Raw genomic sequence first — 23,241 nt, 5'->3', positions numbered from 1 at the left:
GTCGCGCGCGCCGTTATGCATCGCTCAACGCGCGCCGAGCAGCGTCGCTTTTTGGCGCGGAGTTTGCGGCTCGTCCTGCGGCTGGCCTTGCGGGTGCTTCGGCTTGTGCGACTGCTTGCGACGCTGCGCGCGCGTCTGTTTCGGCGCCTGGTCCTGCGGCAGCTCGGCCGGCTGCCCAGTCATCGCGCGTTCGATGATGCCGCCGCCGAGGCACACGTCGCCGTCGTACAGCACCGCCGATTGTCCCGGCGTGACGGCCCACTGCGCGGCGTCGAAGCTCAGCTCGAACAGGCCTTCGCCCGCACCGCCTGCCGCCGCGGCGTTGAACGTGCACGCCGCGTCGGCCTGCCGGTAGCGCGTCTTCGCGCCGCACGCGAAGCCGTCGGCCGGCGGCTCGCCCGCGACCCAGCTGGTGTTGCCCGCCGACAGCGTATGGCACAGCAGCCACGGATGGTCGTGTCCCTGCGCGACGTACAGCGTATTGCTCGGAATATCCTTGCCGGCGGCGAACCACGGCTCGCCGCTGCCGTCCTTGCTGCCGCCGAGGCCGATGCCCTTGCGCTGGCCGAACGTGTAGAACGCGAGGCCGATGTGCTCGCCGACGATCTTGCCGTCGGTGGTCTTCATCGGGCCGGGTTTGGTCGGCAGATAGCGGTTCAGGAAGTCGCGGAACGGCCGCTCGCCGATGAAGCAGATGCCGGTCGAATCCTTCTTCTTCGCGTTCGGCAGGCCGATCTGCGCGGCGATCTCGCGCACTTTGGTCTTGGGAATCTCGCCGAGCGGGAACAGCGTCTTCGACAACTGCGCCTGGTTCAGCCGATGCAGGAAGTACGACTGGTCTTTCGTATGATCGAGCGCCTTCAGCAGCTCGAAGCGGCCGTCGCGCTCGTGGTTCTGGCGCACGCGCGCATAGTGGCCGGTCGCGATGGTTTCGGCACCGAGCGACATCGCGTGATCGAGGAAGGCCTTGAACTTGATTTCGGCGTTGCACAGCACGTCCGGGTTCGGCGTGCGGCCGGCCGAATATTCGCGCAGGAACTCGGCGAACACGCGGTCCTTGTACTCGGCCGCGAAGTTGACCGCCTCGACGTCGATGCCGATCAGGTCCGCGACCGACACCACGTCGATCCAGTCCTGGCGCGTCGAGCAGTATTCGCTGTCGTCGTCGTCTTCCCAGTTCTTCATGAACAGGCCGACCACGTCGTAGCCCTGTTCCTTCAGCAGCCACGCGGTGACCGACGAATCGACGCCGCCCGACATGCCTACTACGACTTTCCGCTTGCTCATAAGGTACTCACTGGGTGCTGCATCACTGCATGGATCTTGTGGGGGCCGCTCGTGACGGCGTCATCGCTTCGGCGCGACCGAATGCGTATGGACGAAATCGAGCGGGAAACGCCGGCCGGCCAGGTAATCGTCGATGCACTGCATCACGAGCGGCGTGCGATGCCGCTCCGGGCATGCGCGCAACTCATCGGCGCTCATCCACAGCGTGCGGACGATGTCGGGATCGAGCGAACTTGCCGGGTCCGGCTCGCCGCCCGCGCCGCAATAGGCGAAGCGCAGGTACGTGGTGCCCGCGCGGTCCGGTCGCTCGAAGTGGGTCATGTACATGCCGACCAGCGCCTCGGGCGCGAACGGATGGGCGGTTTCCTCGAACGTTTCGCGGACCACCGCTTCCAGCAGCGTTTCGCCCGCCTCGAGATGACCGGCGGGCTGGTTCAGGCGCAGGCCGGCGGCCGTATGTTCCTCGACCAGCAGGAAGCACCCGTCACGCTCGACGATCGCCGCGACGGTCACGTGCGGCAGCCAGGTTTCCGGTTTCATGGCTGCGCATTTTACCGGTTATGCGCGCCGGCTGCCGGGCGGCGGGCCGGCGCCGGGCCGGACCATGGCCGGTGGCGGCTCTCGCGGGTTCGCGCCCGCCCGCTAACCGTTTGGCGGTCCGCCGCGCATTCGCATCGACCCCGATTTCGATGAGGCGGCGGTTTCGGTTAAAGTGGGGCCTGCGTTAGCCGTTGCATTTGCGTTTGCATGCCGGCGTGCCTCGTCGGCAGCTCTGTCGCCAAACAGGAAGTCGAGGAGGAACAGCGATGCACATCGGAGTGCCAGCCGAGACGCGCGCGCATGAAACCCGAGTTGCCGCGACGCCCGAGACGGTCAAGAAATACGTGGCGCAAGGCCACCGCGTCACGCTCCAGAGCGGCGCCGGCGCAGGCGCGAGCTTTCCCGATGACGCCTATACGGCCGTGGGCGCGGAAATCGTCGATGCCGCCACCGCGTTCGGCGCCGATCTCGTCCTCAAAGTCCAATCCCCTACCGATTCCGAATTGCCGCTGATGAAGCGCGGCGCGACGCTCGTCGGCATGCTCGATCCTTTCAATGCCGACAACGCGGGCAAACTCGCCGCGGCCGGCGTCACCGCGTTCGCGCTCGAAGCCGCGCCGCGCACGACGCGCGCGCAAAGCCTCGACGTGCTCTCATCGCAGGCGAATATCGCCGGCTACAAGGCGGTGCTGCTCGCGGCGACGCTCTATCCGCGCTTCATGCCGATGCTGATGACCGCGGCCGGCACCGTGAAGGCCGCGCGCGTGCTGATCCTCGGCGCGGGCGTGGCCGGCCTGCAGGCGATCGCCACCGCGAAGCGCCTCGGCGCGGTGCTGGAGGCGTCCGACGTGCGTCCGGCCGTGAAAGAGCAGATCGAATCGCTCGGCGCCAAGTTTCTCGACGTGCCCTACGAAACCGACGAAGAGCGCGAAGCCGCGCAGGGCGTCGGCGGCTATGCGCGGCCGATGCCGCCGTCGTGGCTCGCGCGCCAGTCGGCGTTGGTGCACGAGCGCGCCAAGCAGGCCGACATCGTGATCTCGACCGCGCTGATTCCGGGCCGCGCCGCGCCGACGCTGATCTCGGTCGACATGGTGCAGGCGATGAAACCGGGCTCGGTGATCGTCGATCTCGCGGCCGGCCGCGGCGCGGAGGTCGACGGCCGGCGCGGCGGCAACTGTCCGCTGACCGAGGCGGAGCAGGTGGTGGTGCGCTACGGCGTGCAGATCGTCGGCTATACGAATCTCGCCGCGATGGTGCCCGCCGACGCGTCGTCGCTGTACGCGCGCAACCTGCTCGACTTCCTGAAGCTGATCGTCACGAAGGAAGGCACGCTGAATATCGATCTCGCGGACGACATCGTCGCGGCCACGCTGCTGGCCCGCGACGGCCAGGTCGCGCGCAAAGCATAGGAGGCCGAAGATGGAAGTCATCAATCACACGGTGATCAACCTGATCATCTTCGTGCTGGCGATCTACGTCGGCTATCACGTGGTCTGGAACGTCACGCCCGCGCTGCATACGCCGCTGATGGCGGTGACCAATGCGATCTCGGCGATCGTGATCGTCGGTGCGATGCTCGCGGCGGGTCTCACGGTGGGCAGCGCCGGCAAGTTCTTCGGCACGATCGCGGTCGCGCTCGCGGCCGTCAACGTGTTCGGCGGATTCCTCGTCACTCGGCGAATGCTGGAGATGTTCAAGAAGAAGGAACCGAAGAAGCTCCCGGCGGCCGGCAAGGAGGGTGCGTAAATGAGCCTGAACGTCGTCACTCTGCTGTATCTGGTCGCGTCGGTCTGCTTCATCCAGGCGCTCAAGGGGCTGTCGAATCCGAAGACCGCCCGCGTTGGCAATACCTTCGGCATGGTCGGCATGGCGATCGCGATTCTGACCACCATCGCGCTGATCTCGCGGCAGGCCGAAGTGCTGGGCTCCAATCTCGGTCTCGGCCTCGGGTTGCTGCTGTTCGCGCTCGTGATCGGGGGCGCGGTCGGCGCGTTCGTCGCCGCGCGCGTCGAGATGACGAAGATGCCCGAACTGGTCGCGGCGATGCACTCGCTGATCGGTCTCGCGGCCGTGTGCATCGCGTATGCGGTGGTGTCGGAGCCGGCTGCGTTCGGGCTCGTCGATCCAGAGGTGCCGATCGAGGGCTTCCTGCCGTACGGCAACCGCATCGAGCTGTTCATCGGCACCTTCGTCGGCGCGATTACTTTCAGCGGTTCGGTGATCGCTTTCGGCAAGCTGTCGGGCAAGTACAAGTTCCGCTTGTTCCAGGGCGCGCCGGTCGTGTACGGCGGCCAGCATCTGATCAACCTGATGCTCGCGCTCGCGATGCTCGGCTTCGGCGTGCTGTTCTTCCTCACACAGTCGTGGCTGCCGTTCATCATCATGACGATCATCGCGTTCGTGCTCGGCGTGCTGATCATCATTCCGATCGGCGGCGCGGACATGCCGGTGGTCGTGTCGATGCTGAACTCGTACTCGGGCTGGGCGGCGGCGGGCATCGGCTTTTCGCTGAACAATCCGATGCTGATCATCGCGGGCTCGCTGGTGGGCTCGTCCGGTGCAATCCTGTCGTACATCATGTGTAAGGCGATGAACCGCTCGTTCTTCAACGTGATCCTCGGCGGCTTCGGCAACGAGCCGGGCGCGGCCGCGGGCGGCTCGGCGGAACAGCGTCCGGTGAAATCGGGTTCGGCCGACGACGCGTCGTTCATGATGGGCAACGCGGAAACGGTGGTGATCGTGCCGGGCTATGGGCTGGCGGTGGCGCGCGCGCAGCATGCGCTGAAGGAGCTAACCGACAAGCTCGTCGAGAAGGGCATCGAGGTGAAGTACGCGATTCACCCGGTGGCCGGCCGCATGCCGGGTCACATGAACGTGCTGCTGGCCGAGGCCGAAGTGCCGTACGACATGGTCTACGAGATGGAGGACATCAACGGCGAGTTCGGCCAGGTTGACGTGGTGCTCGTGCTCGGCGCGAACGACGTGGTGAATCCGGCGGCGAAGAACGATCCGAAGTCGCCGATCGCCGGCATGCCGATCATCGAGGCGTACAAGGCGCGCACCGTGATCGTCAACAAGCGCTCGATGGCGGCGGGCTACGCCGGGCTCGACAACGACCTGTTCTACATGGACAAGACGATGATGGTGTTCGGCGACGCGAAGAAGGTGATCGAGGACATGGTGAAGGCGGTCGACTAGATCGTCAGCGGTGAGCGGACCTCAGGATCGCGGTGCCTCATCGCGATCCTTTTCATCGATTCGGCCGCGCGTTCACATGCCGCAGCAAATCCGCGAGCCGTCTGCCTTCCTGGTCCGGATAAGTCTCCAGCACTGCGAGATCGCGGATCTTCTCCAGTCCGAAATTGCGGAAGTCCCCGCGCAGTTCACACCATGCGCCGAGGGTCCAGCGCGCGCCCCAGTACGCGAGCGCGAGCGGCCAGACGCGACGCTCGGTGTCGGCGCCGTTCGCGTCGGTGTACGCGAAGCGCACCACCTGGCGCGTATCGATCGCGCGATGCAGCGTGTCGAGCTGCGTCGAAAAATCCCCTTTGATGTGAAAAGACGGCGCGAAGATCGCGAGCCGTTCGAGCGCCGCGCGCTTGTCGGCGGGCATCGCCGACGCGATCTTCGCGAGCGCGCCCCGCGCGCCGCTAGCGAAGCCCGCGCCGCCCCACGATTCGAGCATGCGTGCGCCGGCGGCGAGCGCGGCGAGTTCGTCGGCGGTGAAGGTGAGCGGCGGCAGACTCGCCGAGCGCGACAGCCGATAGCCGATCCCTGCTTCGCCCTCGATCGGCACCCCTGACAACTGCAGATCGCGCACGTCGCGATAGACCGTGCGCAGCGAGATGTTCAGCCAGTCGGCCAGCTGCTGCGCGGTGGTCAGGCGCCGGCCGCGCAGCAGTTCGGCGATCTGGAACAGGCGGTCGGCGCGGCGCGTCATCGTGGGCGTCGGGTAGAGGAGCAGGGGGACGGTCCCGCGATGATAGCGCCGCATGACGGCCTTCGGTTGGGGCGCGGCGGCTTCAGACGCGCCTAGCCGTTGGTGCGCGAATGCAGACCGAGGCGATTGCCTTCGCTATCGGTGAAGAACGCGATATAGCCGATGTCCTGCGGCAGCTTGATCACCGGACCGTCGGTCTTGCCGCCCGCCCGTTCGATGCGCGCCAGCGCGGCGTCGACGGTGGGCTGCGCGTTCAGGTAGACGGTGACGCCGTCGGCGCCGGGTGTCATCGACGGACCATGGACGATCGCGCCGCCGGTCGCGGGCTCCTCGTAGCTGAACACGGCGATCGGCTGACCGCCGATCTCCTGGCGATTCAGTGTGGTGTCGAGCGCGGCTTCGTAAAAGCGCACCGCGCGATCGAAATCGACGGACGGGATTTCGAACCAGGCAACGACTTTGGGCAATGCGGACATGACACTCTCCTTCGGTTGGCAGTAGGCCGTTCAAGCGCCGGATGGCGTGAGAAGGAGTGTGCGGGAGTGCTACTGACAGCGTGGTGGCAGTAGGGTGGGGCGCCCGCTTTACGCCCCCGCTTCACGCCTCCTTCGTCACCGCGATCAGCACCCCGGTCAGCGCCGCCGCGACCACCAGCATTGCCGACATCGCGACCATGCCCGCAAAGAACGAATGCGTGGCGTCCTTCAGCACCCCGACCATCCACGGACCCACATAGCCGCCGAGGCTCCCGGTCGCGTTGATGAAGGCCATGCCGCCCGCGGCCGCGACGCCGCTCAGGTAACGCGACGGCAGGCTGTAGAACGCCGGCCGCGCGGAACTCAGGCCGATCACGGCAAGCACGATGCCGATCATCGCCGGCGCGAGCGCATCGAACATCACCGAGAAGGCCAGCCCGGCCGCGGCGACGAGACAGGCCGCGACGAGATGCACGCAGTGATGTCCGGAGCGATCCATCCAGCGTGCCCAGACGTTCATCACGATCGCCGCGACCAGATACGGCAAGCCCGACAGAAAGCCGACCATCGTATTCGTCAGACCGTGTCCTTTCAGGATCAGCGGCAGCCAGATCGCGATGCCGTTGATGCCGATCCAATAGCTGAACAGGATGCCGGTCATGATCCAGACCTTCGGATCGCGGATGGCCGCGCCGAAGTTCTTCTTCGGGATGCGCGCATTCTCCTGTTCCAGTGCGTCGAGCAGCGCGGTGCGCTCGTCGGACGTGAGCCATGTTGCGTCCTGCGGCCGGTCGCGCAGCAACAGCAGGGTCAGCACCCCGAGCACGCAGGCCGGCAGGCCTTCGAGCAGGAATAGCCACTGCCAGCCGTGCAGGCCCGCGATGCCGTCCATCGACATGATTGCCACCGACATCGGTCCACCGACCACCGACGAAAGCGGAATCGCGACGAGAAACCACGCGAGAATCCGCACGCGATTCTGCGCGGGAAACCAGCACGACAGATAAAACAGCACGCCCGGAAAGAAGCCCGCTTCGGCGGCACCGGTCAGGATGCGCAGGATGTAGAAGCTGGTCGGCCCGCCGACGAACGCGCAGGCGCTCGCGAGCAGTCCCCACGAGATCATGATTCGCGCGAGCCAGCGGCGCGCGCCGAAGCGGTACAGCGCGAGATTGCTCGGCACTTCGAGCAGGCAGTAGCCGATGAAGAACATCCCCGCCGCCGCGCCGAACTGCGTGTTGGTCAGGCCGAGATCGTGATTCATCGTCAGCGCGGCGAACCCGATGTTGGTGCGATCGATGTAGTTGAAGAAGTAACCGATCGCGAGCAGCGGCACCAACCGCAGCAGGTTTTTGCGCGACGCGCTGTGCAGCGCGCCGCTGGCGAAAGCGGCACCTTGCGCGGCGGACATCGGGGAAGAGGACATGGTTTTACTCGAAGCCAAAACACTCGACGGGGTTGTCGACCAGCAGCAAGCGACGTTGTTGCTCGTCCGGCACGATCTGCGCGATCAGGTCGGTGAGATCGCCGTCGTCGGGCATCGGGCCGTGCAGGTTGACGTGCGGCCAGTCGCTGCCCCATAGCACGCGCTGCGGCGCATGCGCGGCGAGACTGCGCGCGACCGGCAGCACGTCGTGAAACGGCGTGCCGGTCTTCGACAGACGGTCGGCGGCGCTGAGCTTTACCCACACGCGTCCGCTGTCCATCAGACGGCGCAGCGCGTTCACCGCCGCGCCGTCCGGACCGTCGCCGATGTCGACGCGCGCCATGTGGTCGATCACGACGGGCATGTCGAGCGACAGGATGAACGGCGCGTACTCGACGATATCGTTGCCGGCCACGTGGATCGCGACGTGCCAGCCGAATGGCCGGATCTTCGCCGCGATGTTGCGGATCACGTCGAGATCGGTGCGCCCGCCCAGATGCGCGAGAAAGTGAAAGCGCGCGCCGCACACGCCGGCGGCGGCGAATTCGGCGATCTGCGAGTCGGGGTCGGTCGGCCGCACCAGCGCGACGCCGCGATAACGGCCCGCGCCATCGCGCAGCGCGTCGAGCAGCGGCCGATGATCGAAGCCGTGCCCCTGGCTTTGCACGATCACCGCGCGGCTGAAGCCGAAGCGCTCGTGCCATGTGCGCAACGCGCTTTCGGGCGCGAGCGCGGGGTTGAAGCTGCGTTCGTCGGGCAGCGGATAGCGGTCGAACGGTCCGTAGATGTGGCAGTGCGAGTCGCAACTGCCTGGCGGCAATTGCAGCGACGGTGTGCGCGGATACGCGAGCGGCGCGTCGGAAGTCTTCAGAGGCTGGGTCATCGATGCACTCCTCAACCGCAGCGCACGGTCATGCCGCCGTCGACGATCACCTCGGTGCCTGTCACGAAGCGCGCTTCATCCGATGCGAGGTACAACGCCGCGTTCGCGGTGTCGCGGCCATCGCCCATGAAGCCGAGCGGAATGCGCGCGAGACGCTGCTTGAGCAGCGCGTCGACGTCGCCGCCCGCACGTTGCCCGGCGAGCCGCGCCTCGACCATCGGCGTGTGCAGTTGGCCCGGCACCACGGTGTTCACGCGAATCCCCTTGCTCGCATACTCGACCGCGACGACGCGCGACAACTGGATCACGCCGGCCTTCGACGCCGCATACGCGACCTGCGCGGCACCGGTCCAGCGAATCCCCGAGGTCGACGCGGTATTGACGATCGCGCCCGCGCCCTGGGCTTCCATCACGGGCAACACATGCTTGCAGGTCAGGTACACGCTTTTCAGATTCAGCGCGATCTGCGCGTCCCATTTGTCTTCGTCGAGCGCGACCGGGCCGCCGGCCGCCGAGCCGCCGACGTTGTTGACGAGGATGTCCACGCGCCCATAGGTCTTCATGCAGCCTTCGACCATGCGCGCCACGGCCTCGCTGTCGGTCACGTCGCATGCCGCGGCCGTGACTTCGCCGCCGACCGCGCGTACGCGTTCCAGCGTTTCCTGCATCGCGTCGAGATTGCGATCGACCGCGTAGATCTTCGCGCCTTCCTCGGCAAAGCGCACCGCCACCGCGCGCCCATTGCCCCAGCCCGGCCCGATGCAGCCCGCGCCCGTGACGATAGCTACCTTGTTGTCGAGTCGTTTGCTCATGTAATTCATTCTCCGAGTTCGTTCGGCACGCCCGCAGGCAGTGCCATCTGAAAGACGTTGATCGCGATCGAGATCAACGTGTAGTAGCCGGCCAGTTCGACGAGATCGATCACGCCCGCTGCGCCGAGTCGCTCGACGGCTTCGGCGTAGCGCGCATCCGAGACCTTGCCTGCGCTCAGGCATCGACTCAGGCATCGAGCCAGCGGTTATTGGCTTACCCGCTTCGCAAACGTCGAAATGGCGTCGGCCATCGCCTTGGGCTGTTCGGGTGCCATTGCGTGTCCCGCGTTCGGCACCACGATCACCGTCACGCGGTCACCAAGCATGTTCCTGAGCACTTGCGAGAACCGCCGAGGAGCCACCGCATCGTCCTCGCCCTGCAGGTCGAGAATCGGTGCTGTACCGGCGGCGAAGTAGTCGTCGACAGGTGTGGTGTTACGAGCATGTCCCTCTGCCTCGAGGGTTGCCGGATACCAGCCGCCCAGCCACACGCGAGGGTCGTTTCCGGGCGCGAAAAACGCCTTCTTCAGGTACTGAAGCCGTTGTGCTTCCGGAAGCTTGAGGTCTCCCGCACCGTCGATCGCTTCGCGCATCTCCGCGCTGATGGGCTTCTCGGTGATACCCGGAGGAACCTTGCCTGCTGACCCGGCCGCTACGACGACGCCCTTTACAAGGTCGGGACGATCCACTGCCAGTTGACGCGCGGCGAAGTTGCCCCAGGCATGTCCGATGACGACAACGGGGCCGACATGCTTTTGGTCGATCACCATCGCCACGTCAGCCGCAAAGTCGTGGACGCTCAGGTCTTCCATCGGGCCGTGGCTCTTGCCAACCCCGCGCGGTTCGGGGCGCAGCACACGAAAGCCATCGGCCACGAGGTACTGGGCGACCTGGTCATAGTCGCGCACCGAACGCCCCAGCGACGGGAGAATGACGATAGTCGGCCCCTTACCTTGGCTCAGCACTTCGATCTGGACGTTGCCGTGTTTGACAACTTCGTCGGTGACGTGAGCCGAGCCCGTCGCCGCGAAACAGTTCACAGACACTGTGAAGAGAACCGCAGCGAGACGACATCTTGCGAATTTCATGAACGTTTCCCGGGAAATTTATAAACGCGTTGAATCGGCAACAGCATTCGCCGTGACTGTCAGCGCATCTTGTGTGCGAAGCACGCTACGGCGTGCCTCATACCATGAGCTCATGCTCCGAGTTCGTTCGGCACGCCCGCGGGCTGTGCCACCTGAAAGACGTTGATCGTCATCGAAATCAACGTGTAGTAGCCGGCCAGTCCGACGAGATCGATCACGCCCGCTTCGCCGAGCCGCTCGACGGCTTCGGCGTAGCGCGCATCGGAGACCTTGCGGTCGCGATGCAGTTCGGTCAGGAATGCATGGATCACTGCTTCGTCGGGCTGCGTGAAAACCGGCTGCGCGTGCGTGCGGATCGCTTCGACGACGTCGGGGCTCACGCCAGCCTCCAGCGCGATCGGCTTGTGCGCATACCATTCGTATTCCGAACCCCAGACACGGGCCAGCGTCAGAATCGCCAGTTCCGACAGGCGCGGCGACAGCGTCGTTTCATAGCGGCAATAGCGGCCGAGAGCCTGCGCGTGCTGCGCCAGTTCCGGGCGATGCAGCCAGACGGCGAGCGGACCGCGTACGCCTTTGCGTGGACCGTTGGCGATCGCGTCGTAGACGCCGCGCTGCGCCGGGGTCATCTGATCGGGGTCGAGATCGGCGATGCGTTTCATCGAAGTTCCTCGTTGAGCATGAGATGCATGTAGTGAGCGGATGGAGCCGCTATTTCGCGGATGACTGGTTCGACGCGAGCGCCGCCGCGCGCGTCTCGTGATCTTCAGGTGCGCGATGCGCTCCGTGCCACGCGCGAAAAGCGTCGGCGTCGAATGCGTGTTCCCATTTCGCCAACGCGATCACGGCGACCGTATTGCCGATCATGTTGGTGAGCGCGGTGGCGGTCGCCATCAGACGGTCGATCCCGAACAGCAGCCCGAGCCCGCCCAACGGCAGCACGCGCACCGATTCCATCGTCGCGGCGAGCTTGATGAACGCGCCGCCCGCGACGGTCGTGCCGCCTTTCGAGGTCAGCATCAGCACACCGAGGAGCGCGATCTGCTGGGCGATCGAGAACGGCGTATCGGTTGCCTGCGCGATGAAGCCGACCGACATCGCCATATAGATGCCGGTGCCGTCGAGATTGAAGCTGTAGCCGGCCGGCAGCACGAAGCCGACCACCATCTCGTCGCAGCCCGCCTGCTGCAGCTTCTGCACGAGACGCGGAAACGCGACTTCGCCCGAAGCGGTGCCGAACACCAGCAGCAATTCCTCGCGAATCAGGCGCAGCACCGCGAAGATCGACACGCCGCACGACGCGGTGATGCCGCCGAACACGATCAGCACGAAGCCGATCGAGCCGGCCCAGTAGAGCAGCACGAGCTTCATCAGATACAGCAGCGTGGCGCCGCCGTAGCTGCCCACCGCGGCGGCCATCGCGCCGAATGCGCCGAGCGGCGCGAGCCGCATGATGAAGCCGAGAATCGTGAACAGCACGCGCTGCGCCTCGCCGACGCCGCGCAACAGAATCGAATCGCGGCCGACCGACAGATTCAGCGCAATGCCGGCCAGGATCGCGATGAACAGTACCTGCAGGATGTTGCCGGTCGCGAATGCGCCGACGAGCGTGGTCGGCACGATGCCGAGCAGAAAATCGGCGACCGACATATGCGCGGCCGACTCCGCGAACTGCACGATCTTGCCGGTGCTTTCGAGGTGCACCGCATGCATGCCGACACCGGGCTTGAACACGTTGACGAGCACGAGGCCCACGAACAGCGCGAGCGTGCTGACCACCTCGAAGTAGATCAGCGTCTTCGCGCCGAGCCGGCCGAGCTTGCGCATGTCCTGCACGTGCGACATGCCGTGCACGACGGTGCAAAACACGATCGGCGCGAGCAGCATGCGCAGCAGGCCGATGAAGGCGTCGCCGAGCGGTTTCATCGCGATCGCGGTGGCCGGTGCGACGATGCCGACCAGCACCGCGAGCATGAGTGCAAGCAGCACCTGCACATGCAGCTTTCTGAGTTGTGCCATCCCTGTCTCCGTTGTCTGTTCTTCGCTACCGCCTGGCGCCACGGCTCATGTGCGGCCGTGGTGTGTGATGCCGTCAGTAGCTGCTGCGCCGATACGGCACATACACGTTGAAAGTCCTGATGCCGCAACCGCACGGGCGGCCGATCTGCGCGGCGAGTGTCGAAGTGGCCGCTGAGTCGAACGCGGCAAAAATCCACACGGTTTCGCCATCCTCGACGAAGCCGCGTAGCTGCAACAGATCCTCGCGCGCGGCGAGCGCTTCACGCACCGCGTCGACGATCGATTCCGCCGATGCCGCGCCGGCCGCAAGCGGTACGCTCATCGCAAGCAGGCGGCTGACCGCGTGCGAATCGTGTTGGGCTCGAGCCTGCCCGTCGAGCGCGACGGCCGCCACGCGCGAGCGGCCCGCCGTGCGCGGCAGCAGACGCCGGCTCCACGGCGTCGATTGCGCGCCGGACACGCTGCGGTACGCGTCGCTAGCGAGCGCATCGAGCGAGCTCAGGTCGTACAGCGCCATCCAGCGCGGCCAGCCTTCCACGCAGACCCAGCGCGACGCCGACACGAATCCCGGCAGAGCGAGGCGCTGCGGAAAATGCTCGGTGTCGTACCAGTCGTTGAACTCCTCTTCGAGCGAGGCGGGCGGCTCCATCGACACCATCAGCAATGCGGGCCGAGCGGTGGGGCTCATCGGTCGTCTCCATCGATAAACGCTTGAATCTTGTCGAGCAGGTGCGCGGGTTGTTGCACGGCCATCAGATGGCCGGCCGGCACTGTATCGAACACGCTGCCAGCAATCAGCGCGGCTTGCGCGGAGATGCGCGCAGGCGGGCGCTGCAGATCGTGCTCACCGGCGAGCAGCAGGCATGGGCAACGCAAGTCCGGCAACCTTGCGCGCAGATCGATATTGCTGAGCGAATCGTTCGCCAGTGCATAGCAGACGGGATCGTTGGCGAGCAGCCGCGCGCGATAGCCACGATAGGCATCGAGCGCACGCGGATCGGCGCGCAACACCGGTGGCCACGACTGCTCGAGCGTGCTGTCGATAATCGCGCGCATGCCGTTCGTTCGCGCCCGCTGCGCACGCTCGCGCAGATAGCCGCGGCGCGACGGATCGACGTCGAGCGCCGGCGCGCACATCACGATGCCGGCGACGCGCGCCGGATAGCGCGCGGCGAACTCCACCGCGATCGCCGCGCCCGCGGCGGCGGCGACGAGCCAGCATGGTTCGTTTAGCGACAGTGCGTCGAGCAGCGTGCGCAGATCGTCGACCTGATCGGCGAGCGAAAACGGCGCGCGGACCTTTTCGGAATCGCCATGTCCGCGCTGATCGTAGCGAAGTACGCGGCGCGATGCGCTCAACGTGGAGACGATGGCGTCCCAACTCGCGATGCTTCCGCCCAGTTCATGAATCAACACGACCGTGCCGGCAGCCTCCGATCCCACTGCTCCCGCGAGCACATAGCGCAGGCTGATGCCCGAGGCGTCGATCCATGCCGGTTCGCTATCCTTCGATGCGAGCGGGGCAAGAGGCTCTAAAAGCACGTTCATGAAAGGCTGTCTCCGTTTTTTAGTACTGTGCCCGGAGCATGAGCTATTGACAAAAACCTTTTTTCGATGGAAAGCTATGCTCCAAAAGCATAGCTGCGGGGCGCGCGGCACCACGGGAGACGGTCATCGAAATCAAGGAATTGCGCTCGTTCGTACATATCGCGCGAGTGGGTAGCTTCAGCCGCGCGGCTGCGGAGTTGTACGTCGCTCAGCCCGCGCTGAGCCGGCAGATCGCCAAGCTTGAAGAAGAACTCGGCACCGCGCTGTTCGTGCGTCACGGGCGTGGCGTGCGTCTGACGAGCGGCGGCGCGCAGTTGCTCGAACGCGCGGAGATGATCATCAATTTCGTCGCGCAGACGGGTGAGCATGTGCGCGCGTCGACGGATCGTCTGAGTGGGCATATCGCGCTCGGATTGCCGCCCGCGGTGGGTGTGCGCGTGTCGGCGCCGATCGTCGAAGCGTTTCGCGAGCGCTGGCCCGCGGTCGGGCTGCATATCCGCGAAGGGCTCAGTAGTTCGCTGCAGGAATGGCTGCTCGACCGGCGCGTCGATCTCGCGATCGTCTACAACCAGCCCGCGCTCGAAGCATTCGACGTGCTGCCGCTATGCAGCGAAGCGATGGTGATCGTCGGTCCACCCGACGATACCGTGATCGAACGACGCGGCGGCGAGCCGCTGCGCATTCGCGATCTCGCCGAATTGCCGCTGATCATCCCGGGCTTTCCGCATGCGAACCGTCGTGTGCTCGAACAGGCGGCCGTGCAGCACGGCGTGCATCTGCGCATCGTGCTCGAAGTGGATAGCGTCACGCTGACCAAGGCGCTCGTGAAGCGCGGCCTCGGCTACTCGCTGCTGACTTACACGGCCATTCAGGAAGAAGTGGAGCGCGGCGATCTGCGGGCGCTGCCGATCGAACGGCCGTCGATCCGCTCAGTCGTGTCGCTTGCGACACTGCGTGAACAGCGCGCGTCGCGGCTCATCCGCACGATGGCCGACGTCGTACGAGACAACCTGCGCGACCTCGTGACCAACGGAGCATGGAAGGGCTACGTCACGTGGCTCGGCGATAGCGAACTCACCGCGACGCGCGCGACGCCGGACGAATAACGACCGCCTCACTGCGCCGGCAACTAAAACACCCCCACCACCTTGCTCATGCGCGTGGCCTGCTCTTCCAGCGATGCCGCCGCGGCCGCCGCCTGCTCGACGAGCGCCGCGTTGCGCTGCGTGACTTCGTCCATCTGCGAGACGGTGCAGTTGACCTGCTCGATGCCGTCGCTTTGTTCTTCGGAGGCGGCCGCGATCTCGGGAAAGCGACGCCGTTGATCGCCTGGATGCGTTTGGCCTCGAGCGCGTCGGTGAGTTGCCGCTCCTGCCCATCAGAAGGCAGCGCGCGATAGGCCTGCCAGCCTTTGTCGCCGATCGCGAACTGCTCGCGCGCATGCTGTTCGAGGCTCGCGATGTCCGCGCGATCAGGCTGGGCCGCGATGCGGTCGAGCACGAGCCGGCCGCGCGCACAGAAGAAGTCGAACTTGCCGTGCGCGCTCGCCGATGCGAGGTCGTTGCTGTAAAGCTCCTTCTGATCCGCGTTGCTAAACGCAATGCCGGTGACGCCGAGCGCGGCGCCGATCGCCATCAACAAGCCGAGAAAGCCCATCGCGAGGGCCAGACGCGTGCGAATCATGAGGTTCGAAAACATGGATGCCTCGAAACAACGGAACGGGTAAGCGGTGCACCGGGATGGCACGCGGGGTCGTGAGGGTCTACGGCAAACGTTTGCAAATATGAAGGGCGGGATCGAACGCGGGGGGCTTTCGAAGGGAGAGGAACGGCGATCGTCAAAGCCCGCCCCTCATCGCACTTTATTTGCGATGGCGTTAATTCTTGTCAAGTTACGTTTTCTTTTGCCTTCGATCTCCTCCGGATCCTCGATCATTGGCGCAGCGTTGCGAAGGCGTCGCTTTTGCAAGGCGCGCCCTTTCTGAAACGGTGCTCTCAAGCAAAGGAGGTTTTATTCAGCATGGGTATTCCTGCATATATGTGGCTTAAGGATGACGGCGGCGCAGATATCAGGGGTTCGTCAAGAGTTCAGGATCGCGAAGGAAGTATTGAGATCATCAGCTTCGGTCACGGCGTCAATCTGCCGGTTGATAGCGCCAACGGGAAAATTACCGGCACACGTACGCACTCGCCGATTTCGCTCGAAAAGGAATTTGATGCGGCGACGCCCTATCTTTACAAGGCGGTGGCGAAGGGGCAAACGCTGAAGTCTGCGGAGATCAAGTGGTATCGCATCAATGATGCGGGAAGAGAAGAAGTCTATTTTGTGATGACGCTCGAAGGAGTCAAGGTCTGCGGTATTAATCCCGGCATGGCTAACACCAAACTCGCAGAGGCGTCCACGCTCAATCACGTTGAATCGGTCTCGATGATGTATGACCGCATAACCTGGCACTACCTCGACGGCAATATCAAATACACCGATTCGTGGAATGAGCGCGGTGACAAGGGGGCGTGAGACATGGCTCACTTCGGCAAATTTCTCGTGAACAACGCGCCGCTGTCACCGCTGACCATTTTGGGCGTCGGCACATTCAACGCGTTTTCCGGCCATGAGCAATACCGCAATCGGGGCGGCTGCACAATGGTGCCCGATAACGGCCCCATCCCCGCCGGTAAATACTGGATCGTGGACCGGCCCACCAGCGGCATCGGGTCTCAGGCATGGGCTTGGACAAAGGACACCGTCAATTCAGTATTTGGGCCTCCAACACATCACAATGAATGGTTCGCGCTATATCGTGACGATGGTGCGATTGATGACTGGACATGGGTCAATGGCGTCAAGCGCGGCCAGTTCCGGTTGCATCCGGTAGGCGGCCACGGGACTTCGCTTGGCTGCATCACCCTGCCAAGCCGTACAGATTTCCTGAGAATCCGCTCGGCGCTGCTGCACACCACGAAAATCCCTGCCGGGAATTCGGGGCTTCGCGCCTACGGAACAATTGAGGTCATCACGTATGGCAACACTTGCCCGTAGGCTGTTCAAGGTGGCGCTGTTTGTCGGCCTGTTCTGTCTCGCCGTGCCCTTCGTCCACACGTACCCCGAACCGTGGACTGAGAGCCAAACGACTGCCTGGTTACATGCCGCTAATCGGCTCGGGATTCGCGATCCCGACGATTTATACATACCGCTCGTGCTGCTAGGTGATTTGCTTGTAGCAGTGGTGCTGTATGTGGCAATCATGAAGGTGTGGCGGTGGTATCAGGGTAGAAAATCCACATGGAGAGATAGCGGATGAGAGACGTCATTACGCATGGCAGCACTTGCCCGTAAGGTGTTCAGGGGCGTTCTGTTCTGCGGCCTATTCCGTCTTTTGCTGCTCTATGTCCATCCATACCCCTATGAGTGGACAGAAAGCGAGTCGCGCGCATGGTCGCGTGCTTCGAATCGGCTCGGCTCGGCATCCATGACCCAGAGGATTTGTACTACCTGGTGTGGGTGCCGATTGAACTGATCGCGGCGGCGCTGGCCTATGCGGCGATCATGAAGCTATGGCGGTGGTATCAGGGCAGAAATGCCGCATGGAGAGATAGCGCATGAGAGAGGTCATCACGTATGGCAATGCCTGCCCGTAAGGGGTCTAAGGTCGTGCTGTTTTTAGGTCTGTTCCTTCTGTCATTCATTTTTGTGCGCCCGCTTCACTATGAATGGTCGCAGGCAGAAATGCGCGCGTGGTTATACACATCGCAAGCGCTCGGCATTCGCGATCCTGAGGATTTGTACATCGTGGTTTGGGTGCCGATTGAACTGATCGTGGCAGTGCTGGCCTATGTGGCGATCATGAAGCTATGGAGGTGGTATCGCACGAAAGGGACATAAGCCCCGGCGACGGGGCTTTTTCACGGCCGCTTTCCCTCATAGACGTGACGCAATAAAAAAACGCCCCTGTGGGGCGCCTCTCGTCGCACTTTATTTGCGATGGCGTTAATTCTTGTCAAGTTACGTTTTCTTTTGCCTTCGATCTCCTCCGGATCCTCGATCATTGGCGCAGCGTTGCGAAGGCGTCGCTCTTGCAAGGCGCGCCCCTTTCTGAACGCTGCTCTCAGGCAAAGGAGGTTTTATTCAGCATGGGTATTCCTGCATATATGTGGCTTAAGGATGACGGCGGCGCAGATATCAAGGGTTCGTCAAGAGTTCAGGATCGCGAAGGAAGTATTGAGATCATCAGCTTCGGTCACGGCGTCAATCTGCCGGTTGATAGCGCCAACGGGAAAATTACCGGCACACGTACGCACTCGCCGATTTCGCTCGAAAAGGAATTTGATGCGGCGACGCCCTATCTTTACAAGGCGGTGGCGAAGGGGCAAACGCTGAAGTCTGCGGAGATCAAGTGGTATCGCATCAATGATGCGGGAAGAGAAGAAGTCTATTTTGTGATGACGCTCGAAGGCGTGAAGGTGTGTGGCATCAATCCCGGCATGGCCAACACAAAACTCGCCGAAGCATCCGCGCTCAATCATGTTGAATCGGTCTCGATGATGTATGACCGCATAACCTTGCACTACCTCGACGGCAATATCAAATACACCGATTCGTGGAATGAGCGCGGTGACAAGGGGGCGTGAGACATGGCTCACTTCGGCAAATTTCTCGTGAACAACGCGCCGCTGTCACAGCTGACCATTTTTGGCGTTGGCACGTTCAACGCTTACTCTGGTGATCGACAATACCGCAATCGGGGCGGCTGTACGGCTGTGGCTGGCAAGGGGCCAATTCCCGCCGGCAAATACTGGATCATTGACCGTCCGACTGGCGGCATACGTTCCAAGGCTGAGGCGTGGTTGGCAGATGAATGGAATGCCTTCCGTGGAAAGCCGACATATCACGCTGAATGGTTCGCCCTGTATCGGGATGACGGCAGCATTGATGACTTTACATGGGTCAGTGGTGTCAAGCGCGGGCATTTCCGGCTACATCCGGCCGGCGGTGACGGCGTATCACTTGGTTGCATTACGCTACCAAGCCGTACAGATTTTCTGAGAATCCGCACGGCGCTGCTGTACACCATGAAAATCCCTGCCGGCAGGTCGGGGCTTCGCGCCTACGGAACAATTGAGGTCATTACGCATGGCAACACTTGTCCGTAGGCTGTTCAAGATCGGGCTATTCATTTCATTGTTCCTGATGTCGGTTCGCTATGTCCCGCCAAATAATGTGTGGACGGAAAACGAGTCGAACGCATATTGGGCGGCTTCCGATTGGCTCGGTGTGCGGGACCCTAGGGACATTTATTTTGTGTTCTGGGTGACTATCGAACTGATCGTGGCAGTGCTGGCCTATGTGGCGATCATGAAGCTATGGAGGTGGTATCGCACGAAATAGACATAAGCCCCGGCGACGGGGCTTTTTCACGGCTACTTTCCTTCATAGACGCGACGCAATAAAAAAACCGCGGCACGACGTCCGCGGTTTCCATGACAACGACAGCACGCCGCCCAACCGACGCAGCCTCACCCCGCCGGCGTATCCCCCTGCGGACGCTGCCGCACGCTGCCCGCGATCAGATCGAAGCGGAACAGCCGGCATTCAAGCGCGCCGTTGAAAAGCGGCGTCTTCGTCGATTCGCGCAGGCGCAGTTGCCCCGGCAGCTTGCGATCCGACGTCAGGATAAACGCATGCCATCCGGCAAAGCGCTGCTTCAACGCATTGCCGAGCAACTGGAAAAACTCGCTGTCCGGCGCTTCTTCCTGAATGCGGCGGAAGCCGTCGTCGTCGCGATTGCCGCGGCCTTCGCGAAGCTCGCCGCGTGCATTGCGGCCGCGCACTTCGATCCGCTCGCCATACGGCGGATTCGCGACGAGGATGCCGGGTGCCGAGCTAGGCGGCGTCATGTCGCGCGCGTCGAGCTGCTTGAGCGCAATGGACGGCAAGCCGGCGCGCTCGAAATTCGCGCGCGCTTTTTCGAGCATGTCGCCGGAGATGTCGCTGCCGAAAATCTGCAGATCGGCGCCGCGCGTGGCGCGTGCCGCGTTCTTCGCTTCGAGCGCGGCACCCCGCAGCGTTTGCCAGGTCCGCGAATCGAACTGGATGAGCTTCTCGAAGCCGAAGCGCCGCTGCGCGCCCGGCGCGATGTTCAGCGCGACCTGCGCCGCTTCGGCGAGGAACGTGCCGCTGCCGCACATCGGATCGTAGAGCGGCGTGCCGGCCTGCCAGCCGGTCAGACGCAGGATGCCCGCCGCGAGGTTTTCGCGCAGCGGCGCCGCGCCCTTGTCGAGACGCCAGCCGCGCTTGAACAGCGGATCGCCCGAGGTATCGAGGTACAGCGTGCAGTCGGTCGCGGTCAGGAACGCGAACACGCGCACGTCGGGCATCGCGGTGTCGATGCTCGGCCGAGCGCCGCTTTTTTCGCGCAGACGGTCGCAGATCGCGTCCTTCACGCGCAGCGTCGTGAACTCGAGGCTGCGCAGCGGCGACTTGATCGCGGTGACGTCGACGCGCAGCGTCTCGTGCGCGGAGAACCATTGCTCCCAGCGCTGCTCGAGCGCGAGCGCGTAGATGTCCTGCTCGCTGCGATAGGGCCGTTGCGCGATTTTCAGCAGCACGCGGCTCGCCAGACGCGAGTGCAGGTTGGCCGCCATGCCGGCGGCCCAGCCGCCGCGGAAATGCACACCGCCCGGCACCTGGGCGCCGGCCGTGAACGCGGCGCCGTTCAGATGTTTGGCGGCAATTTCGGCGAGTTCGGCCGCGAGCGGAGCTTCGAGCCCGCGCGGGCAAGGAAGGAAGAAATCGAAGGACATTGAGGTTGCCGCAAGGCGTTGGATAAGGCGCTATTGTACGCGGTCGGGATCGGCGGCCCGGCGCGATCGGCGCGATCGGCACGCCGGGGAGTCGCCCGTCGTCGCGTCAGCTCGCCTCGCGGACCGCTTTGGCCGGCCACACCAGTTCCAGCGGATGCCTTCTGACCCGCTGCCAGATCGCGCCGCGCAGCGAGCGCACCGCGTTGCGCCGCAAATCGCGCGATTTCACCGCCATGTAGAACGCCAGCGCAAAACTCACGGCGACATTGAGAATCGCCATGCTGCCGACGCCCGCCACCGCCCACCACAGTGCCGGCAGCTTCAGCGCGCTTTCGCCGAGCACGCCGAGCGCCACCCCGATCGACCCAGCGGACAGCGTCACGTGACGCACCTCGAACTTGAACGCGAACGCGGTGAGGATCGCCGGCACGAGCCCAAGCATCAGGCCGAGCGTGATATTGCCGACCACCCCCGCGACGTTGGCGCGGCAGAAGCGCGCGAGACGGTCGGCGCCGGCCACGCCGAGCGTCATGCGCAGGCGCCGGTTGTAGGCGAGCGCATCGGCGACGCGATGCAGGATGAACCAGTTGTCCGCCCAGCCGGCGAGCAGACTCGACGACCATAGCAGCACGCCCGTCAGTGCCGCATAGAACGGCGTCGGCCCGATCAGCGAGAACGACTGCAGCGTCGCGATCGCCTTGTCGGCCGAAATGAGGTCGTGGTTGAACAGCGCGTGGTACAGCAGGTCCACGCAAAGACTGACGGGAAATACCAGCAGCACGTTGCCGAGCACCGCGGCGGCCTGCGTGCGCATCAGCGCGGTCACCGAGCTCACGAAACTGTCGACGCCGGCCGGCGTGCCGACGCCATCGAGTTCGCGCGCGAGCGTCGGCGCGGTCATCGCCGGCTGCTTGGTCGCGAGCGAGAAGTGCAGGAAGTGCATCAGCAGAAAGCTCGCCGCGTAGTTGAAGCCGGCGAGCACGCCTTCGAACATCGCGTGCAGATGCGCGCCCGTGATCGCGAACTTCACGCACACGGTGACGACGGTCACGAGTCCGCCGCCGGCCGCCATGCGCATCATCTTCAGATACTCGGCGCGATCGCGCGCGATGTAGTGCTCGCCGGTGTCCGCGCTGTACTCGACGATCTTGCGCGCGAGCAGCGATGAATTGCTGCGGGCGAGATGCGCGACGCTCTGGCTCGCGTGATTCGCGCGCACGAGTTCGGCGGTCAGCCGCGCGGCCGCGCGCAGATCGTGCTGCGCCATCCACGCATCGAGCAGATGCTCGGCGCGCTCGATGCGCATGCGCATCCGCTCGACCTGAAACACGATGTCGACGCTCACGCCATTGCGGTACAGATGCGCGAACACGTCGTCGGTCGAGGCGCGGCATTCGTCGAGCAGCAGCCGCAGATAGTTGACCTCGCGCAGCAGCGGCTCCTGCGGACCGCCCGCCGCGTACGCGTCGTGCGCGGTCTCGACCGCGAGCATCGCGCGGGTGAGGCGGTAGAACGGCTGGTTCTCCATCGCGACGCGTACGCCGGGGGCGTCGGTGGTGCGTGCATCGATGACGTGGTCAACGCGCTCGTCGCGGCGCTCCTCGGGTGGCGCCACCCCGCCCAGCCGGCTGCGCACCGTTTGCGACAGTCCGGTCGAGCTGATCTGGCAGGTCAGGTTGTGCAGCGCGGCTAGCAGGTCGAGCGAGAACGGCGTGCTGTCGCGCTGGTCTTCTTCTTCATCGGGCGCGTACTCGAATAGCGCATGGATACGCAAGAGCAGATCGGTGGGCAGCGTGTCGATCCATTCGGCGTCGCGCTCGGTGCCGAACATCAGCGTGACGATCGCGGTGAGGTCGCGGCGGTTCGGCGCGGGCGGAATCAGTGATGCTTCGAGCCGCTCGAACACCGCGCCGAAAAAGCCCGAATGCACCGGCATGCCGGCGTCGCACAGCAGCGAGAGGCCGTCGCTTTCGCGCAGCAGCGCACGCAGGATGCCCGCGACATTGGCCTTCCATGCGGGGTTGCGGTCGAGCACGTGCAACAGGTAGCGGATGCGCGTGTGGGCGGGGTCTGACTGGGGGGCGGCGGTGTCGGCCGCGTCGGCCGTAGCGGGCGGCACCCTGCGGCCGCGGCGAATCCAGTGCGCGAGTTCGATCAGCCATTCGCTGCGCTCCGCGTAAGGCGCGCTCTTGTCCGCGATCGCGAGCAGCGCGTCGAGTTGATGGCCGCCGTCGCGCGACGCGCGCCATTTTTTTATCAACCGCTTGATGGAGTCGAACATGGTGTGGTCCTGCAGAGGCGCGCGGGATCGAATGGACCGTCAGGTATCGGGGGTGCGCGTCTGCTGAAGCTGTGCGCTGAAGTCAGCGCGGGCCCGGATGAACCTGCATGCGTACACCATGCGTGCTCACCCGGGCCCGCG

The 23,241-nt window shown here is 64.3% G+C and carries 26 protein-coding genes and 1 pseudogene; 12 read left to right on the top strand and 15 right to left on the bottom strand.

The annotated features are described in order from the left end of the window. Positions 1-24: 24 nt before the first annotated feature. On the bottom strand, positions 25-1,287 hold the full coding sequence (mnmA, locus tag EVC45_RS05510; protein ID WP_129957019.1) for a tRNA 2-thiouridine(34) synthase MnmA: 1,263 nt from the start codon (positions 1,285-1,287) through the stop codon (positions 25-27). A gap of 60 nt (positions 1,288-1,347) precedes the next feature. Continuing rightward, positions 1,348-1,827, bottom strand: coding sequence for an NUDIX hydrolase (locus EVC45_RS05505; RefSeq protein WP_129957018.1), 480 nt, complete (start codon positions 1,825-1,827; stop codon positions 1,348-1,350). Between the two features lie 266 nt (positions 1,828-2,093). Between EVC45_RS05505 and EVC45_RS05500 the strand changes: the two genes are divergently transcribed. From EVC45_RS05500 to EVC45_RS05490, 3 genes are read left to right on the top strand one after another with little or no spacing between them, the layout of a single operon-like run. Further along, positions 2,094-3,236 (top strand): Re/Si-specific NAD(P)(+) transhydrogenase subunit alpha, encoded by a 1,143-nt coding sequence (locus EVC45_RS05500; protein WP_129957017.1) that lies wholly within the window; start codon positions 2,094-2,096, stop codon positions 3,234-3,236. Between the two features lie 10 nt (positions 3,237-3,246). After that, positions 3,247-3,573: an NAD(P) transhydrogenase subunit alpha gene (locus EVC45_RS05495; RefSeq protein WP_129957016.1), complete on the top strand. Its 327-nt coding sequence runs from the start codon at positions 3,247-3,249 to the stop codon at positions 3,571-3,573. After that, positions 3,574-5,025 carry an NAD(P)(+) transhydrogenase (Re/Si-specific) subunit beta gene (locus EVC45_RS05490; RefSeq protein ID WP_129957015.1) on the top strand — a complete coding sequence of 484 codons (1,452 nt, stop codon included), beginning with the start codon at positions 3,574-3,576 and terminating at the stop codon, positions 5,023-5,025. A 52-nt stretch (positions 5,026-5,077) separates the two neighbouring features. On the opposite strand, the gene EVC45_RS05485 is transcribed toward EVC45_RS05490, so the two are convergent. The 10 genes from EVC45_RS05485 to EVC45_RS05440 form a co-directional block, all read right to left on the bottom strand. Then, the gene (locus tag EVC45_RS05485) at positions 5,078-5,821 is read right to left on the bottom strand and encodes a YafY family protein (protein ID WP_129957014.1); all 744 of its coding nucleotides are present in this window, start codon (positions 5,819-5,821) and stop codon (positions 5,078-5,080) included. Between the two features lie 38 nt (positions 5,822-5,859). Beyond that, entirely contained in the window at positions 5,860-6,243 is a 384-nt protein-coding gene (locus tag EVC45_RS05480; RefSeq protein ID WP_129957013.1) for a VOC family protein, read from the bottom strand. Between the two features lie 121 nt (positions 6,244-6,364). Continuing rightward, positions 6,365-7,669, bottom strand: a complete 1,305-nt coding sequence (locus EVC45_RS05475; protein WP_129957012.1) for an MFS transporter — start codon at positions 7,667-7,669, stop codon at positions 6,365-6,367. A 4-nt stretch (positions 7,670-7,673) separates the two neighbouring features. Then, positions 7,674-8,552, bottom strand: a complete 879-nt coding sequence (locus tag EVC45_RS05470) for an amidohydrolase (protein WP_129957011.1) — start codon at positions 8,550-8,552, stop codon at positions 7,674-7,676. A gap of 11 nt (positions 8,553-8,563) precedes the next feature. Next, positions 8,564-9,364 carry an SDR family NAD(P)-dependent oxidoreductase gene (locus EVC45_RS05465; RefSeq protein ID WP_129957010.1) on the bottom strand — a complete coding sequence of 267 codons (801 nt, stop codon included), beginning with the start codon at positions 9,362-9,364 and terminating at the stop codon, positions 8,564-8,566. Positions 9,365-9,570: 206 nt separating this feature from the next. Continuing rightward, complete coding sequence (locus tag EVC45_RS05460) at positions 9,571-10,452, bottom strand: alpha/beta fold hydrolase (RefSeq protein WP_129957009.1); 882 nt, start codon at positions 10,450-10,452, stop codon at positions 9,571-9,573. A gap of 110 nt (positions 10,453-10,562) precedes the next feature. Next, complete coding sequence (locus EVC45_RS05455; RefSeq protein ID WP_129957008.1) at positions 10,563-11,114, bottom strand: carboxymuconolactone decarboxylase family protein; 552 nt, start codon at positions 11,112-11,114, stop codon at positions 10,563-10,565. Positions 11,115-11,163: 49 nt separating this feature from the next. Then, on the bottom strand, positions 11,164-12,471 hold the full coding sequence (locus EVC45_RS05450; RefSeq protein ID WP_129957007.1) for a cation:dicarboxylate symporter family transporter: 1,308 nt from the start codon (positions 12,469-12,471) through the stop codon (positions 11,164-11,166). Positions 12,472-12,544: 73 nt separating this feature from the next. Further along, positions 12,545-13,159 carry a DUF4286 family protein gene (locus tag EVC45_RS05445; protein WP_129957006.1) on the bottom strand — a complete coding sequence of 205 codons (615 nt, stop codon included), beginning with the start codon at positions 13,157-13,159 and terminating at the stop codon, positions 12,545-12,547. Then, positions 13,156-14,019 (bottom strand): alpha/beta fold hydrolase, encoded by an 864-nt coding sequence (locus tag EVC45_RS05440; RefSeq protein WP_129957005.1) that lies wholly within the window; start codon positions 14,017-14,019, stop codon positions 13,156-13,158. Before EVC45_RS05440 ends, EVC45_RS05445 begins: the two co-directional genes overlap by 4 nt. A gap of 140 nt (positions 14,020-14,159) precedes the next feature. On the opposite strand from EVC45_RS05440, the gene EVC45_RS05435 reads away from it, so the two are divergent. After that, on the top strand, positions 14,160-15,125 hold the full coding sequence (locus EVC45_RS05435) for a LysR substrate-binding domain-containing protein (RefSeq protein WP_248295035.1): 966 nt from the start codon (positions 14,160-14,162) through the stop codon (positions 15,123-15,125). Between the two features lie 223 nt (positions 15,126-15,348). Here the strand turns inward: EVC45_RS05435 and EVC45_RS47880 are convergent. Beyond that, positions 15,349-15,717, bottom strand: a pseudogene (locus tag EVC45_RS47880) (Tar ligand binding domain-containing protein); the annotation flags it as partial. 321 nt (positions 15,718-16,038) lie between these two features. On the opposite strand from EVC45_RS47880, the gene EVC45_RS05420 reads away from it, so the two are divergent. From EVC45_RS05420 to EVC45_RS05385, 8 genes are all read left to right on the top strand, one after another. Beyond that, positions 16,039-16,536, top strand: a complete 498-nt coding sequence (locus tag EVC45_RS05420; protein WP_129957003.1) for a type VI secretion system tube protein TssD — start codon at positions 16,039-16,041, stop codon at positions 16,534-16,536. Positions 16,537-16,539: 3 nt separating this feature from the next. Beyond that, positions 16,540-17,058 carry a DUF2778 domain-containing protein gene (locus tag EVC45_RS05415; protein WP_129957002.1) on the top strand — a complete coding sequence of 173 codons (519 nt, stop codon included), beginning with the start codon at positions 16,540-16,542 and terminating at the stop codon, positions 17,056-17,058. Continuing rightward, positions 17,039-17,320: a hypothetical protein gene (locus EVC45_RS05410; RefSeq protein ID WP_129957001.1), complete on the top strand. Its 282-nt coding sequence runs from the start codon at positions 17,039-17,041 to the stop codon at positions 17,318-17,320. Before EVC45_RS05415 ends, EVC45_RS05410 begins: the two co-directional genes overlap by 20 nt. A gap of 131 nt (positions 17,321-17,451) precedes the next feature. Next, positions 17,452-17,622, top strand: a complete 171-nt coding sequence (locus EVC45_RS47570) for a hypothetical protein (RefSeq protein WP_306770760.1) — start codon at positions 17,452-17,454, stop codon at positions 17,620-17,622. 15 nt (positions 17,623-17,637) lie between these two features. Further along, positions 17,638-17,901: a hypothetical protein gene (locus EVC45_RS05400; RefSeq protein WP_129957000.1), complete on the top strand. Its 264-nt coding sequence runs from the start codon at positions 17,638-17,640 to the stop codon at positions 17,899-17,901. 248 nt (positions 17,902-18,149) lie between these two features. Then, positions 18,150-18,647, top strand: a complete 498-nt coding sequence (locus EVC45_RS05395) for a type VI secretion system tube protein TssD (RefSeq protein ID WP_129956999.1) — start codon at positions 18,150-18,152, stop codon at positions 18,645-18,647. A 3-nt stretch (positions 18,648-18,650) separates the two neighbouring features. Next, positions 18,651-19,169, top strand: a complete 519-nt coding sequence (locus EVC45_RS05390; RefSeq protein WP_129956998.1) for a DUF2778 domain-containing protein — start codon at positions 18,651-18,653, stop codon at positions 19,167-19,169. Continuing rightward, entirely contained in the window at positions 19,150-19,404 is a 255-nt protein-coding gene (locus tag EVC45_RS05385; protein ID WP_129956997.1) for a hypothetical protein, read from the top strand. Before EVC45_RS05390 ends, EVC45_RS05385 begins: the two co-directional genes overlap by 20 nt. 128 nt (positions 19,405-19,532) lie before the next feature. Here the strand turns inward: EVC45_RS05385 and EVC45_RS05380 are convergent, their stop codons facing one another. Both EVC45_RS05380 and EVC45_RS05375 read right to left on the bottom strand, forming a co-directional pair. After that, positions 19,533-20,819, bottom strand: coding sequence for a class I SAM-dependent RNA methyltransferase (locus tag EVC45_RS05380; protein ID WP_129956996.1), 1,287 nt, complete (start codon positions 20,817-20,819; stop codon positions 19,533-19,535). A 106-nt stretch (positions 20,820-20,925) separates the two neighbouring features. Then, a complete protein-coding gene (locus EVC45_RS05375; protein ID WP_129956995.1) occupies positions 20,926-23,100 on the bottom strand; it encodes a site-specific recombinase in 2,175 nt (724 codons plus the stop codon). Positions 23,101-23,241: the final 141 nt, after the last annotated feature.

This window comes from Paraburkholderia sp. UYCP14C, from assembly GCF_004197395.1.
GTDB lineage: Bacteria > Pseudomonadota > Gammaproteobacteria > Burkholderiales > Burkholderiaceae > Paraburkholderia.
This window is presented reverse-complemented; position numbering and strand designations above follow the sequence as displayed.

Bases quoted from the DNA above. Each gene is read 5' to 3' on its own strand.
- mnmA (WP_129957019.1), bottom strand. From the start codon at position 1,287: ATGAGCAAGCGGAAAGTCGTAGTAGGCATGTCGGGCGGCGTCGATTCG.
- EVC45_RS05505 (WP_129957018.1), bottom strand. From the start codon at position 1,827: ATGAAACCGGAAACCTGGCTGCCGCACGTGACCGTCGCGGCGATCGTC.
- EVC45_RS05500 (WP_129957017.1), top strand. From the start codon at position 2,094: ATGCACATCGGAGTGCCAGCCGAGACGCGCGCGCATGAAACCCGAGTT.
- EVC45_RS05495 (WP_129957016.1), top strand. From the start codon at position 3,247: ATGGAAGTCATCAATCACACGGTGATCAACCTGATCATCTTCGTGCTG.
- EVC45_RS05490 (WP_129957015.1), top strand. From the start codon at position 3,574: ATGAGCCTGAACGTCGTCACTCTGCTGTATCTGGTCGCGTCGGTCTGC.
- EVC45_RS05485 (WP_129957014.1), bottom strand. From the start codon at position 5,821: ATGCGGCGCTATCATCGCGGGACCGTCCCCCTGCTCCTCTACCCGACG.
- EVC45_RS05480 (WP_129957013.1), bottom strand. From the start codon at position 6,243: ATGTCCGCATTGCCCAAAGTCGTTGCCTGGTTCGAAATCCCGTCCGTC.
- EVC45_RS05475 (WP_129957012.1), bottom strand. From the start codon at position 7,669: ATGTCCTCTTCCCCGATGTCCGCCGCGCAAGGTGCCGCTTTCGCCAGC.
- EVC45_RS05470 (WP_129957011.1), bottom strand. From the start codon at position 8,552: ATGACCCAGCCTCTGAAGACTTCCGACGCGCCGCTCGCGTATCCGCGC.
- EVC45_RS05465 (WP_129957010.1), bottom strand. From the start codon at position 9,364: ATGAGCAAACGACTCGACAACAAGGTAGCTATCGTCACGGGCGCGGGC.
- EVC45_RS05460 (WP_129957009.1), bottom strand. From the start codon at position 10,452: ATGAAATTCGCAAGATGTCGTCTCGCTGCGGTTCTCTTCACAGTGTCT.
- EVC45_RS05455 (WP_129957008.1), bottom strand. From the start codon at position 11,114: ATGAAACGCATCGCCGATCTCGACCCCGATCAGATGACCCCGGCGCAG.
- EVC45_RS05450 (WP_129957007.1), bottom strand. From the start codon at position 12,471: ATGGCACAACTCAGAAAGCTGCATGTGCAGGTGCTGCTTGCACTCATG.
- EVC45_RS05445 (WP_129957006.1), bottom strand. From the start codon at position 13,159: ATGAGCCCCACCGCTCGGCCCGCATTGCTGATGGTGTCGATGGAGCCG.
- EVC45_RS05440 (WP_129957005.1), bottom strand. From the start codon at position 14,019: ATGAACGTGCTTTTAGAGCCTCTTGCCCCGCTCGCATCGAAGGATAGC.
- EVC45_RS05420 (WP_129957003.1), top strand. From the start codon at position 16,039: ATGGGTATTCCTGCATATATGTGGCTTAAGGATGACGGCGGCGCAGAT.
- EVC45_RS05415 (WP_129957002.1), top strand. From the start codon at position 16,540: ATGGCTCACTTCGGCAAATTTCTCGTGAACAACGCGCCGCTGTCACCG.
- EVC45_RS05410 (WP_129957001.1), top strand. From the start codon at position 17,039: ATGGCAACACTTGCCCGTAGGCTGTTCAAGGTGGCGCTGTTTGTCGGC.
- EVC45_RS47570 (WP_306770760.1), top strand. From the start codon at position 17,452: ATGGTCGCGTGCTTCGAATCGGCTCGGCTCGGCATCCATGACCCAGAG.
- EVC45_RS05400 (WP_129957000.1), top strand. From the start codon at position 17,638: ATGGCAATGCCTGCCCGTAAGGGGTCTAAGGTCGTGCTGTTTTTAGGT.
- EVC45_RS05395 (WP_129956999.1), top strand. From the start codon at position 18,150: ATGGGTATTCCTGCATATATGTGGCTTAAGGATGACGGCGGCGCAGAT.
- EVC45_RS05390 (WP_129956998.1), top strand. From the start codon at position 18,651: ATGGCTCACTTCGGCAAATTTCTCGTGAACAACGCGCCGCTGTCACAG.
- EVC45_RS05385 (WP_129956997.1), top strand. From the start codon at position 19,150: ATGGCAACACTTGTCCGTAGGCTGTTCAAGATCGGGCTATTCATTTCA.
- EVC45_RS05380 (WP_129956996.1), bottom strand. From the start codon at position 20,819: ATGTCCTTCGATTTCTTCCTTCCTTGCCCGCGCGGGCTCGAAGCTCCG.
- EVC45_RS05375 (WP_129956995.1), bottom strand. From the start codon at position 23,100: ATGTTCGACTCCATCAAGCGGTTGATAAAAAAATGGCGCGCGTCGCGC.